We start from the raw sequence: 14,166 nt of genomic DNA, 5'->3' as shown, positions 1-14,166 counted from the left end.
TGTAAGATGGCCGACTTAAACTTGCTGCGCAAAATTCAAGAATTCAGCTGGCGAACTCCTGATCACCCAGCGATAGAGTTTCACGGCGAAGTTACCACCTATGAAGACCTCGCCGCTCGCGTGGCTGCAATATCCAAGCATTTTCTCGCAGCCGGCATTTATGTCGGTTCGCGCGTCGGCATCCATCTTCGACGCTCTCCCGACATGGTTGCTGCGATTCTCGCAGCTCTAAATGTCGGGGCCGCGTTTGTCCCATTGCCCCTGGATTCGCCAAAAGCAAGAAACAGACTGGTTGCCGAATTGGCTGATCTCAATCTGTTGATCGTCGATGACGAACTTCATGGCAGCGATTTTCCCGCCCGCAACCGTATGTGGCTGAACGAAATTGGCTTTGCTGGCAATCCCATTCTGCCAGTCGCTGCTTTCGATGAGCAGGAGTTGGCTTACATCATATTCACGTCCGGATCGACCGGCCAGCCCAAGGGCGTGATGGTTAGGCGGTGCAATCTCGACTACTTCCTGGATGCGATCGACCGGGTCGTCGATTTTCGCAGATGGAACAGGATCCTGGCGGCCACAACGTTTGGGTTCGATATTTCTGTGCTTGAGCTGCTTCTTCCGCTGGCCAATGGCGGTACCTTGATTCTTGCCGATGATCATCAATCGAGAAGCAGCGATGCCCTGATCAAGCTCGTGGAAGGGCGAGAGCGATGCCTGATCCAGGCAACACCAACTATGTGGCGCATGATCGTTTCCTCGGGTTGGATTCCCGACTGCAATGTCGGTGCCCTTTGCGGAGGAGAAGTTCTCCCGACCCAATTGGCGCGAGAATTATTCGATCGTTCAAGGGCCGCATGGAACCTCTATGGCCCGACCGAGACGACCATTTGGTCGTTCTACCATTGCCTCTCGGAAGCAGATTTTGAAGATCCCGGAAAAGCGGTGCCAATTGGCTATCCTTTGCCAGGGACGAGCTACGCGATTGAGAAGGCCGATGGCGAACTCGGGGATGGTGAGCTGCGCATCGATGGCCCCGGTGTAAGTGGAGGTTATTTCCGACGCCCGGACCTGAATGAAGGGAAATTCACAAGTGCGTTGGAGAACGGGCCGTTTGACCGCTTCATGACGGGCGATCTGGTCGTCGAGCGCAATGATGGCTGTTTGATGTATGTCGGACGCAAAGATCGCCAGGTGAAGCTAAACGGGTTTCGTATCGAGCCTGGAGAAATCGAAAGAGCGCTCGATCGTCTGCCGTTCGTAGAACAATCGGCAGTCAAGCTCACTGAAACGAGGTCGAGTGAAAAGTGCCTGACCGCGTTCATTGTTGCTCCGCAGCTTGACGAGAGGGTCGAAAGCTGGGGCGCGGTCTGGGATGCGGCCTATGACCTCCATGGGCAAACAAGTATTGCCGAGGGAACGGGATATACATCGACCTTCACCGGAAAACCGATCGGCGAAACCCAAATCAAGGCGTGGGCGCAGGCAACCGCAGATCGCGTCTTAGGGTTTTCTCCCGGCAGTGTCCTCGATATCGGCTGCGGCGTGGGCTTACTTGGCGAGCGCCTCTTAAGGGAAGGCCTGGTCAAATATCAGGGCTGTGATCTGTCAAGTGCGGCTGTCGCAGCAGCCCAAAAGCGGCTGGCGCAGCAATTTGGACAATCCCCCCGCTGGCAATTGTCCTGCGTGCCGGCCAACGAAATTCGCAGCGCTGTGTCAGGGCCTTTTGACCTCGTCCTGCTGAATTCCGTAGTCCAGTACTTTCCAGACGAAGACTATCTGGCCGCCGTTTTGCAGCAGGCGATTGCGCTTTGCCGACATGGTGGAAAGATCGTCGTTGGCGACATTCCTGCCGCATCCATGAAGCCGGTTATGGCACGCATTGCCGCGGAGGCTGCCACAAATGACGGCAGTGCTGATGCAGATGTCGAACAGTGGATCAAGACCATCGGCCGTGGCGAGCTCTGGCTCGATCCGGCCGACTTCGCACGGATCACACAGAGCCAACGAAGAGTGGCTGCCACCGACTTGGATCTGCGACTTGGTGAAAGCGATGATGAAATGACGCGCTTTCGTTACGATGCAGTATTGCATCTAGATTCGGACGAACGGACCCCCTGCCACGTCGCGGCGGTTTACGACTTCGAGAAAGATGTGCCGAAGGCGGGCGATCTGTCGGAATGGCTGAAAACGGTTCCGGACGCATTCATCTTGCGACAGATCCCCAACCCACGAGTTCTTGGCAGAACGGTACAGAGACAGCATGACCCTATTGCCTCTGTCGGGCGCGATGAAGCTCAAGTTTTGCCCTTAACTTCGATGTCAGACCTTACCCTTGAGGATTTTCGCAGATGGGGAACAGCAAACCGGCGGGCAGTTCGCATCATGTGGAGTGAACCGATCACAAAGGGCAGTGTCGATCTCTGCGTAACACCGGTTGATAGTTTCTCGTCACTCTTCGAGCGGAGACATCTATCTCGGATCCTTGGTCATCAGATGCCTCAATCGGTGAGTTGGTCGATCAATCGGCAACGTGATTACAAAGTAAGAAAGCTATTGGCCGAAATTCTGCCGCACTACATGATCCCCTCACAGTTCGTCTATCTTTCAAAAATGCCTCTCACCTACAACGGAAAGGTAGACTACAAGGCGCTTCAAACAGTTGATCTCCCCCAGTTCTCACAGGAAAGGGAAATCGAGCTGCCAGATGGAAGCAACCGTGATCGCATCGCCGCCATGTGGTCAGCTCTTTTGAGCATAGATAAGCCACCGGTGGACCTCTCCTTCTTCCTCGCCGGCGGTTCATCCATCTTGACGGTCGAACTCGCAAGACGATTGTCTAGCGCGTATGGCGTGGAAGTGAACGTCGTTGACCTTTTTGTTCATACGACGATCATCGGTCAGGCGGAGCACGTGGAGAGGTTATTGAACAATCGCTCAGCGGAAAGAACTGAAAGAGCGAACAACAAGATCATCGATGCTGCGAGCCGTCGGCACAACGCTGCGCTGGCGAGAAGGTCAGCGAGAGTTTCGCTGCGGGAGTGAGGCGTGCCGAAACACGAAGACCGTTCCGGTGAACGCGTTCTTGCGCAACCCGCTCTTCACCAGTGACCGTGCCCGGTTGAAATATTCCATCTTGAAGTAGCTCTGGCCTATTGAGAGGACCAGGAAATGAAGCGCACCGTTTCACAGACGAACAGATCATCGGCCTATTGAAGGAGCACGAGGCAGGCACGCCGGCCTTTGAGCTTTGCCGCAAGCACGGCGTCAGCGACGCCAGCGTCTAAAGGTGGAAAGCCGAGTTCGGCGGCATGGACGTGTCCGAAGCCAAACGGCTGAAGACGCTGGAGGACGAGAATACCAGGCTGAAGTGGCTACGGGCGGATGCCATGCTCGACAATGCGACAATGCAACGCTTTCGCGCAACTGATGAGCCAACATAGGATGAACGAACGGCGGGCGTATAAAGCCATCGGCTTTTGCCGGATGACGATCCGTTATGAAATGAGACGCGACGATGATCATGGCCTTCGCGAGCGAATGAAGGTTTTGGCGCAAACGTCGCCGCTTTGGAGATCGACGCATTCATGTGCTGCAGGCGCGAGGGACACTTTGTAAACCACGAGAGGCTCTTCCGGCTCTATCGGGAGGAGAAGCTGACGGTGCGCGCGAGGCGGGCGTAAGCGAGCGACCGGCACCGAGCGGTGCTATTCTCGGATCTGACAGCTTAACTGGCGGTTGATGATAATTTTTAATTTTAACATATCTACAATTCTTCATTGCATAATAACGCAGATCAAGCTAAGAATGTAACACATCATCGCCAAATGATCCATGAACCCGGGTTTCTTGAGGAAGTCGTCGTGCAGAGGGGCTGGCTGTAAACTACCTCGGCTAACCATCTGACGTGAAACCATAAATACGCTGTACGGAAATTATTAGGAGCGCATCTCCGCCCGTTCGTCCACGATTTTTCTTCTATCTGGTCTCGGCAAGTCTCAACCGATTTTGGAGTGAGTCAATGACAGTTGCATTATGGAGTCAGCCAGTTGCGGACCCGGCCTATGCAGGCCCGGCTATCGGCGCTTATGCGCCTGCAGTCAAACCGGCGCCCGCCTTCGCGCAGACCGATCTGGTTGCATTGTCGCGCTATTTTTCTCTTCTGATGATGCGCAACATCACAAGCGATGGCTATGTCATCGAGGATCCGGCATCGTCCAGCAACTTTTCGGTCCCGGGCTGCGTCATCGCCGCACCCTCCTATCCAGCGAACACGCCGGGTGTCGACCAGGACTATGTTTTCAACTGGGTCCGCGATGGAGCTATTACGGCTATCGAGATCGCGCTCGCCGGCTTGCCGCTCGTTCCGGGCGGGGGTGTGCCGAGCCTGATCGACTACGTGAACTTCGCCGCGCTCTGTCAGGCGAATGCGAAGAATTCCGCGACCGTCACACTTGGCCATGCCTGCTTCACCATCACTGGTGAGGTTCGTCCGTGGTCGGAGCAGAATGACGGGCCGGCCATTCAGTCGATTGCGATCCTGACCTTGTTCGATCAGCTGGATGGTGCCACGCAGACAATCGCCAAACAATTGGTCGAGACTAACCTCGCCTATCTTCTCGAAGTTTATCAGAACAAGACCACAAATCTCTGGGAGGAATATGAGGGCTATTCCTTTTTCGCAAGAGCCGTACAGTTGCGCTTTTTCCGGGAAATTGCCAGAAACACGATTGGCATTCCGGTGCCTGCTGGGGTGGCCGATGCCATCTCTTGGCTGGAAATCCAGCTGGCTACCCACTGGAATGGGCAGCTCTATGTGAGCGTTCTGGATGCCGCAGCGCAAGCCGGTTACGACGCCAACATCGATATCGTCTCTTCGGTCTGCTATGGCGGGATCGAGCCGACCGATACCAAGCTTCTGGCAACGGCGGCCATCCTGCGGCGCCAGTGGGCCGATCCTTCGTCTTCGAACTATTACCCGATCAATGGCGCCGACGCGGCCAAAGGACTCGGTCCACTCTTCGGGCGCTATCCAGGCGACCATTACGATGGCGATGTGGCGGCTCCGGTGGTCGGCGGGCATCCCTGGGCTCTGTGCACCGCTAACTTCGCCGAGTTTCAATATCGGCTTGCCAATGCCATCGAGGCCAGCGGCGCCATCCCTCTCGATCAGTTTTCTGAACCCTTCTTCGCGGAACTGGGTCTTGGCGCATCCAGCAGCGCCGCCGACGCGTCGGTTGCCTTGCGGGCTTCGTCTGACCTCATGCTGCGCGCCATCGTCTATCACAGCGATCACTATGAACTGAGCGAACAGTTCGATGGAACCACTGGCTATGAGAAAAGCGTCCGGAACCTGACCTGGAGCTACGCCTCTTTCCTCTCTGCAGTCAGAGCCCGCTCCGGCGGCGCCCTGGCCGCCAAGGCCAAACCCCAAAAGTCGCGCGTCCCAAGATCATGACGATTTCAGGCCCGCCCGGCCTGAAATCTCGATTGAGCCTAAAGCGGCATGATCGGCAAAGCCTGATGCAGCTTTCCGGGAATGATGGAGGACCAAAGTGCTTTTTCCCCTCGAATCGGCGCTGACAGCCGACCCCAAGACCGTCGCAGCGTCTGGCGACTACGATATCGTAATCATCGGCGCTGGCATTTCCGGAGCAATCATTGCCAAGCAGGCTGCGGAAGCGGGCAAGCGTGTCCTGATACTTGAAGCCGGAACCGGTGCCAATCGCACTCTGGCAGGCTATGACGATCTGCTGACGACCTTCTATTCGGCAGCCTCCAAGGATAACCAGTCACCCTTTCCGCTGAATGCGAACGCGGCCATGCCCCGCAGCCCGCTTCGCAAGCTGCAGGCGGGGCAAACCGATAGCTCGACCTATATCGTTCAATCCGGCCCTTATGTCAGCGACACGACATATACCCGTATTTTCGGCGGCACGACCATGCACTGGGAGGCGAAAACGCCCCGCCTGCTTCGCTCGGATTTCAAGACGCGCACCATTTTCGGCCAAGGGCTGGACTGGCCACTGAGCTTTGAAGAAATCGAGGATGATTACCGCCTGGCCGAGCGGGAAATCGGCGTATCGGCGAATGTCGACGACCAGCAATATCTGGGGCAGACCTTCCCGGGCGACTATGTCTTTCCCATGCGCGGCTTGCCGTTGTCCTATCTGGACCAGCAGGTCAACAAGGGCATCGAAGGCACCAGTGTCGAACTACACGGCAAAACCTATCCCCTGAAGGTCAGGCCTTATCCGCAGGGGCGCAACAGCATACCGAACCCAGCCTATGATGGTGGAAAGGGTTACCGTCCAATCGGCGCAGTCGATACGCATCAGGTCGAAGAGGGCGGTCGCTGCCAGGGCAATACCAACTGCGTACCGCTCTGTCCTGTGCAAGCGCGCTACCACGCCGGAAAAACGCTTGCCAAGGCGTTCGCGGTAAACGGGAAAAGTAGCGAGCGGCTTGTCGAACTGCTGTCGCAGGCGGTCGCATCGAAGGTCAACATCGATCCGGATAGCGGTAAAGTCCGCACTATCGAGGTGAAGGTTTACAAGGACCCGGCCTCAGCGGCCCACGAGACCATCACCGTGAAGGGCAAGGTTTTCGTGCTTGGGGCAGGCGCCATCGAAACGGCTCGTCTCATGCTGGCCTCCGGCCTGCCCAGCACCAGCGGCCTTGTCGGACGCAATCTGATGGACCATGCCTATCTCTTGAACTGGGCGCTGATGCCGCAAATCTGCGGCACGATGCGCGGAACCAGCTCGACAGGCGGTATCGTAGATCTGCGCGACGGCCCTTTCCGGGAAAGGCAGGCCGCCTTCGCCATCGATATCCATAACGACGGCTGGGGCTGGGCCACGGGGGCGCCGACCTCCGACCTTCTCGAACTGGTGGATGATCGCAACCTTCACGGGGCGGATCTTCGACGCGGCGTGATCGACAGGGTTTCGCGGCAGTTGCTGCTGGCTTTCATGATCGAGGTCATGCCGGTCGAAAGCAACCGCATCACGGTGGATCCGCAATATACTGATCCCCTGGGCAATATGCGGCCCATCCTGTCCTTCACGGTTCCAGAATATACCATGAAGGGTGCCGCCTATGGTCGTCATTTTGCGCGCACTGTCTTTGCGCGTCTGGGCGCGCAGGATCATACTTATTACGACCCCAGCGATTTCGGCTATGTGGACTTTGAGAAGCAAGGCTACGCGATCCGCGGCGGCAATCATCTGGCCGGTACCCATATCATGGGAACGACGAAGACCAATTCCGTCGTGGATAAGAACCAGCGCAGCTGGGACCATGAAAACCTCTACCTCGTGGGCGGCGGCAGCATGCCGACGATCGGCACGGCCAATGTTACCCTGACGCTGGCCGCGATGTGCTTCCGAAGCAGCCGCGACATTCTGAAGTATCTCCATTGAACAAAGGCCGGACATCCGTTGCGCGCGGAACGAACCGATGGGCATGGCGCAAGCCACAGGCAGCCGGCCGTGCACCCAACTTACCTTCTTCCATGGAGCTTGAGCATGTATTCTTACAGCATTAGGACGCTCGATGAGCTGAAAGAATTTCTCTATCAGGCGATGCGCCTCGAACATGCGACGATTCCGCCGTATCTGACGGCGCTTTACTCGATCAAACCCGGCGTCAACCAGGATGCAACCCAGGTTCTGCGCGTGATCGTCGTGGAAGAAATGCTGCATCTGACCATCGCGGCCAATATTCTCAATGCCATCGGCGGCACGCCGGATCTTACCAGGCCGGACTTCGCGGTCGACTATCCCGCCTCCCTACCGGACGGTGAGACCGACTTCAAGGTCGGCATCCAGGCTTTTGGTCGTGAGGCGCTGGCGACTTTCCTGAAAATCGAGCGGCCGGCCCAGCGTCCCATACATCTCGTTGGTAAAGGCCTGATACACCGCAAGACCTCCCCGCATACCACCGCGCTTGGCAACGATCCAAGGCACGAGGACCTCCATTTTTACAGTATCGGCGAGTTCTACTCGACCATCGCAGAAGGCATCAAATACCTGGAAGCCGAAGCGCATCGGGTGGGCACAACCATTTTCACCGGCGACAGGTCGCGTCAGATCACCTCGGAATATTATTATTCCGGCGGCGGCGAGCTGTTTGGCGTGACCGATCTGAAAAGCGCCCTGGAAGCCATCGAGCTCATCATCGAACAGGGCGAAGGCGACGGTGGCGGTATCTACGACGATAACGAGCACGAACTGGCCCATTACTATCGTTTCGACGAGCTGGTCAAAGGCCGCTACTACCAGAAGGGCGACCAGCCCGGCCACCCTACTGGTCCGCAGTTGCAGGTCGATTGGGAAGGCGCCTATCCCATCAAAGCGAACCTGAAAGTGGTGGACATAGACATAAAGAAAGACCCGGAACTGCGTGAGGCGGCGACCGCCTTTAACACGCGCTATGGCGAATTTCTGCAGCTTTTGACGCGTGCCTATAACGGCCAGCCGACCCTGCTGTTGGAAGCGGTTCCGATCATGTTCGAATTCCGCAACATGATCCTCGAACTCATCCGCAATCCTCTGACGAACCATCCCGGTAAGAACGGCTGCCCCACCTATGAGATCCCCGGCAGCACCAAACAGGCGGCCGTCACCCAGCAGGCGGAGGTGAGAGCATGAGCAGCCGTTTCGAGGCGTTTCTCAACGTTTCCGTCGAATTGACGGCCTTCTCCCGCTTCGATCTTCTGGGAACGGGCCTGGCGGAACGCTATCTCGCCACGCTCGACAAGATGGTCGGCGGCGAGACCACCGATGCGCTGCTGGCCGCCTTCGTCGCCCTGCCGCCGCCGGAAGACGTGGCCCGTATCCAGGCGGTGCGCACGACCATTCTTGGCAATGAATTGCTGGGAGACGTGACCCGCGCGCTGATCAAGCTCTGGTATTCCGGGACTTGGTTCGAGCTGCCCTCCGCCTGGACGGAGCGCTTTGGCCGCAGGGCCGCGGGTGCCACCTTCGTCGTTTCTCCCGACGCCTATATCGAGGGTTTGCTCTGGAAGGCGATCGGAGCCCACCCCGCAGGCGCCAAGGGGCCTGGTTTCGGCTCCTGGGCCTTTCCGCCGAAAATTCCGGACCTTCCGGATCTCGATTCCAAAACCTGATGCCACTTCGATTTGACCTCAAAAGGACTGGATCATTGCCATGGTGACATATCTGCATCGACTGACGCCCGCCAAGGTCTGGCTGGGTGTCATCCCCACGCTCTGGTGGAATGACGATTTCATCAACATCGATATCGGTATCCCCTACGAGCAGGCTCTGAGTGAAATGGCGCTCGCCGGATATGTCGGATGTGGCGTCGGCCACAAATATCCGACGGACCCGAAAGTATTGCGACCGGCCCTCGAACTCAGGGGATTGCGGATTTCCGAGCCTTGGGTAAGCACCTACTTCACCATCAAGGCGATGAAGCGTCATACCCTGGACAATGTCGATGCTCAGCTCGATTTCCTCGAAGCCATGGAAGGTGACAGCAACGATCCGCGCAGGGCCGATCTGGTCGTCTCAGAGTTTGGCCGGGCCGTCAATCCGCTTCCGGTCGCCCTGTTTCCGAATTGTCCTGATTTCTCCGAGGACGAGTGGAAATACCTTATCGAAGGGTTGCATGAGGCGGGAGAGAAAGCCAGGGCACGCAACCGCCGGCTCTGCTATCACCCGCATCTGGGAACCGGGGTGATGAAGACGGAAGCGATCCACCGGCTCATGGACGAGACGGATCCCAGGCTGGTCAACATGCTTCTCGACACCGCACACCAGGCGGCTGCCGGTGTCGATCCGCTGGCGCTGGCAAGAAAATACGCCCACCGCATCAAGCATGTTCACCTGAAAGATATTCGCGCCGAGGTGGTTGGGGCGATTAAGGCCCGTGAATTGTCCTTCCAGCAAGGTATCGAGATGGGAATCTTTACCGTTCCGGGTGATGGCTCCATCGTGACCTTTCCGGAAATCCTCGATGCGTTGGCCGCGGCGGATTTCGCCGGTTGGATCTGCGTCGAAGCAGAGCAGGACCCGGCCAAGGCCAATCCGCTGCAATATGCGAAAATGGGCCGCGAATATCTACGCAAGCTGCTCGGATGGTAGCCCCGGCGAGAGGTTTGACCTCTTTTGGTTTGGATTCTGGATCTGATTCAGATCCGTCTGAGTACGACATAAAGTCTGATCACGTGCTTCGTGTGAGTTCCACGCAAATCACAGTTGACGTAATTCCCTGCTCGCCGTCTCGTTCCGTAAGATCGTTCGGAACGTTTTCGAAGAACAGATCGCAATCCTGGAAGGTGCGAATTCCTCGATAAACTAGAGATTGATCGATAACCACGCGTTATTGGATAACGATAGCCGGAGCGATGAAGATGTCAGAGGCATTCAAGCGAGATATATATTTCAGCTTCTTTATGTTTACAGCGGATTTGAGGCCGAACGACGCGGACTACACCCAGGTTCTCGTCAGACATCTGAAGGCTCTTACCGACATCGGCTACACTGGCTTCGATGTGCATATCGCCCCAGGACCTGCCCATGCCGGTCATCACGCTGAGGTCGAAAGCTATGTCCGCCTCAAGAAGGCGTTCGATAAGGCAGGCTTCCAGGATGTGAAGTTCACAACCAATGTGGGGACCACGCGAACCTACGATCCGACCTCGCCCTACGAGGAACAGCGCAAGCAGGCTCTGTCCTATCTCAAATCCCGTGTCGACATCACGTCGGTGCTGGGTGGGGAGAATACGATCATGTCAGGGCCGTTTCTCTACCCCTATGGTATCTTTCCGCTGACGGATGACGGTGAGGAGATCTGGAGCGACGCGCTTCAGGATTGGATAAAGCCACGATTCGCGGCGGCGGGCTCCATCTTCCAAGAGTTGGCGGAATATAGTGCCGATAAGAGAGTGAAGCTCGCCATTGAGCCCGTCAAGAATTGGGAAACGCCTGGGCCGACCATGGTCTCGGAAGCGCTGGATTTTCTCGAAATCGCCGACATTCCGGTCTGTGGCGTCACGGTCGATACAGCGCAGGTCGTGATGGAAAGCCAGGGGCCGGCAATCTTCAGGAAAAATGTCGCCCGTGCCGCACAGCAGAGCCGGCTGAATTACGTTCATATCTCAGCACCGGACCGGGGCGCTGTCAAAGACTGCTGGATTCCCTGGGATATTATGTTGGGCGAAATCGAGCCGGTTTATTCCGGCCCCTATCTCGTCGAAGTCTTTAACGCGATTCCACCCTTCGAGAGCTCGATGAGAATGACGCGCAGACGCTTCTGGCGGCCCGGTGAGGACGCGCCGGAGGCGGGCGTCGACAGCGCCTACGACGTTGCGCGCGCCGCCCTGAAGACATTGGAGGAAAAGATCGCTTCCCACGGTCGTCGATCTCATCCGTGATGGCGCTCAGCCGCGCATGTTGGAAACTAACCCCGGATGCTGGGGAGCCTTCATCTCCGAGAAGGCGCCTCAAAGGGCACCTCCATCCAGCACCTCCGGGGACGGCATGGTGGCCAATCCTGTCTGGCCGCCCTGCCCCGAGTAAACGTCAAACCTCAACAAACGACCTTTCAATCAGGGAGATACCTATGGTGGCGCAATTGCCGGATCCTATTAAAATCGTCAGGCGAGCAGGCGATGTCCGTATTCATACTTTCATTTCAGCTTTCACGGATGACAATATCGCCAATGCAACGCACATAATCGAAAGCAGGAACAAGCTTGTTCTTGTCGATGGGCAATTTCTCGTTCCCTATGCGCGGCAATTCAGGGAGTATGCCAACAGTATCGGCAAGGAGATCGACCGGATTTACCTGTCGCACAGGCATCCCGACCATTGGTTCGGCCTGGGAGCCGCATTCAGCGACATTCCGCTTTATGCATTGCCGAAAACGATAGAGTTCCTGCAGCAGCATGGGAAGGATTCCCTGAATGACCATTGGAAAATGGGCAACCTCGCTCCGAAGAGCCTGGTAATTCCCGAAAAAAAAGTCCGCGCCGGCGAGGAAATCATCGACGGAGTCAAATACGTATTTGATGAAGTCGTTGATACGGAGATCGATTTTCTTCTCACCATAGGTCTTCCGGACGTAGGCGTTTTTATTGCGCAAGACCTGATCTACAGCGGAACGCACCTTTATCTTACGAAAGACATGGAGCATTGGATTGGGATTTTGCAGGGTATGCTGCTGTCCGACTATGACCTGTTCCTTCCCGGTCACGGCTTTCCGGCTGACAAAAACGAGGTTGCCAAAAATATAGAGTATTTGTCCGTTGCCATGGAGGCCGCCGGCGACGGTCTCACCAATGATACTTTCAAGCGCTTCATGCTGGAAAGATTTCCCGAACGAAAATGCCCCGCAATATTCGACATATACATACCTCGCTTATTCGATGACGCGAGCGAATTTTAATATACGTCAATTGTCGTCAACAGGGGAGCCGTTGGAACATGGACGAGACATACACGGTTGGGCAATATCTGGTCGACAGACTTCGCGAACTGGGCCTGGGACACCTGTTTTCCATAGCGGGCGATTATTCGATCGAATGGGTGAACAGTTATGTCGAGAAAAGCGATATTCAGGTCATCGAAGAAGTGAATGAACTGAATGCCGGTTATGCGGCTGACGGCTATGCGAGACTGAAAGGAATTGGTGCGCTGTGCGTAACCTATTCCGCAGGCGCGCTTTGCGCAACAAATGCGATCGCCGGATCTTACGTCGAGAAAGTGCCGGTTGTTCTGATCAACGGTGCGCCAAGCATCAAGAAAACGCTCACATTCGAACAGACCGGCTACAGTTCGCATCATTTCATCAGCGGGCGGGAAACGGATCTTCAGGTGTTCGAATACATAACGGCCGCTGCCGTCCGCCTCGATAGCCCTCATCTTGCGCCAATGCTCATAGATTATGCGCTGACGCAGTGCATCACGGAAAGACGTCCGGTCTATATCGAGTTGCTGGAGGATATGGTGGACCTGGAATGCGCGCGCCCGTCGAATGCATTAAAAGCGGCGCCGGTCATATCCGACGAGGACAGTCTAAATCAGTCGATCGCGCAAATCAGCGAAAGATTGCACAACGCCACCAAACCCCTGATCTGGATCGGTGTCGAGGTCGACCGGTTCGGCCTTCACCATCAGGCGGAGCGGCTCATTCGAGACCTCAAAATTCCCTACGTGACCGAGCTCTTGAGCAAGGCCATCCTGTCGGAAGACGATGCACAATTTGCCGGGGTGTTTGATGGCAAATCGTCATCACCCTACGTCCAGTCTTTGGTCAAAGACTCCGACTTCGTATTGGCGCTGGGCGTCTGGTTGACTGATATCAATGATTTGGGCTGGCCTATCGATCTCGATAAAACCGCATTCGCCTCCTGGGATACAGTGAAATATGGCACGAGCTTCAACGCACAGGTTTCGCTGGCGGATCTCGTCAACGGCTTGATTGATAAAAGGTTGACGTGCAAAGCCCAACGTCTTCCAACGAAAACAGCCCGGCTAGCGCCGGTCGTGAATCCGGCAGGCGAAATTACATATCAGGGCTTCTACGATTTCATTCAGCACCAGATTGACGGAAATACTATCGTTGGTGCCGACGCGAGTTTGAATTATTTCGGGAGCCTGCTTCTTGAAGTGAGTGCTCGTCGCGGTTTCATCGTACAATCATCCTATTCGGCGATCGGTTATATCGGCCCGGCCGCGACAGGGGTTTCGCTGGCGAAGCAAGATAACCAGAGGCTGATGGTCTTTGCGGGGGATGGCGGGTTTCAGATGACCGCTCAATGCCTCTCGACACAAACCCGGTTCAATCTCAACCCGATCATCTTCGTGACAGACAACGGTATCTATGGCGTGGAGCAATGGCTTGCCGATGCATCGGTTTTTCATGGTAACAAGCCGTTCTACAATTCATGCATCCTGCACCGATGGAATTACAGCAAGTTGGCAGAGGTCTTTGGCTGCCAAGGCTGGAAGGTACACACCTATGGCGAACTGGAGGAAGCCATAAATGGCGCCAAAGAAAATCTGAACAGTCCGTCCATCATCCAGGTTGTCGTGCCTCAGCGGTCGATCCCCGATAATGCGAACTGGAAAGCAAACTAGAGTGGCCGATGCCGCAGAAATTCTGGGCCTTCAGTCCTTGCTGGACTAATATCCAACA

General features: G+C 56.0%; 9 protein-coding genes and 1 pseudogene. All 10 read left to right on the top strand.

The annotated features are described in order from the left end of the window. Positions 1-6: 6 nt before the first annotated feature. The 10 genes and pseudogenes from AM571_RS21470 to AM571_RS21420 all read left to right on the top strand — a co-directional run bounded on the left by AM571_RS21470 (position 7) and on the right by AM571_RS21420 (position 14,108). Entirely contained in the window at positions 7-3,042 is a 3,036-nt protein-coding gene (locus AM571_RS21470) for an AMP-binding protein (protein WP_074063532.1), read from the top strand. Positions 3,043-3,152: 110 nt separating this feature from the next. Continuing rightward, positions 3,153-3,696, top strand: a pseudogene (locus AM571_RS35760) (transposase); the annotation flags it as partial. A gap of 322 nt (positions 3,697-4,018) precedes the next feature. Further along, positions 4,019-5,455 carry a glycoside hydrolase family 15 protein gene (locus AM571_RS21455; RefSeq protein WP_074063531.1) on the top strand — a complete coding sequence of 479 codons (1,437 nt, stop codon included), beginning with the start codon at positions 4,019-4,021 and terminating at the stop codon, positions 5,453-5,455. Positions 5,456-5,552: 97 nt separating this feature from the next. Beyond that, positions 5,553-7,421 carry an FAD-dependent oxidoreductase gene (locus tag AM571_RS21450; RefSeq protein WP_074063530.1) on the top strand — a complete coding sequence of 623 codons (1,869 nt, stop codon included), beginning with the start codon at positions 5,553-5,555 and terminating at the stop codon, positions 7,419-7,421. 105 nt (positions 7,422-7,526) lie between these two features. Then, positions 7,527-8,651, top strand: a complete 1,125-nt coding sequence (locus AM571_RS21445) for a ferritin-like domain-containing protein (protein ID WP_074063529.1) — start codon at positions 7,527-7,529, stop codon at positions 8,649-8,651. After that, positions 8,648-9,130, top strand: coding sequence for a hypothetical protein (locus AM571_RS21440; RefSeq protein WP_074063528.1), 483 nt, complete (start codon positions 8,648-8,650; stop codon positions 9,128-9,130). Before AM571_RS21445 ends, AM571_RS21440 begins: the two co-directional genes overlap by 4 nt. Before the next feature lie 40 nt (positions 9,131-9,170). Further along, on the top strand, positions 9,171-10,109 hold the full coding sequence (iolE, locus tag AM571_RS21435; protein WP_074063527.1) for a myo-inosose-2 dehydratase: 939 nt from the start codon (positions 9,171-9,173) through the stop codon (positions 10,107-10,109). A gap of 263 nt (positions 10,110-10,372) precedes the next feature. Then, entirely contained in the window at positions 10,373-11,401 is a 1,029-nt protein-coding gene (locus AM571_RS21430) for a TIM barrel protein (RefSeq protein WP_196776354.1), read from the top strand. 188 nt (positions 11,402-11,589) lie between these two features. Next, on the top strand, positions 11,590-12,414 hold the full coding sequence (locus AM571_RS21425) for an MBL fold metallo-hydrolase (RefSeq protein ID WP_074063526.1): 825 nt from the start codon (positions 11,590-11,592) through the stop codon (positions 12,412-12,414). Positions 12,415-12,452: 38 nt separating this feature from the next. Continuing rightward, positions 12,453-14,108, top strand: coding sequence for an alpha-keto acid decarboxylase family protein (locus AM571_RS21420; protein WP_074063525.1), 1,656 nt, complete (start codon positions 12,453-12,455; stop codon positions 14,106-14,108). Positions 14,109-14,166: the final 58 nt, after the last annotated feature.

This window comes from Rhizobium etli 8C-3, from assembly GCF_001908375.1.
In the GTDB taxonomy this organism is placed as follows: Bacteria; Pseudomonadota; Alphaproteobacteria; order Rhizobiales; family Rhizobiaceae; genus Rhizobium; species Rhizobium etli_B.
Note: the sequence above shows the minus strand (reverse complement) of the source record. Positions and strands in the feature narration are given on the sequence as shown.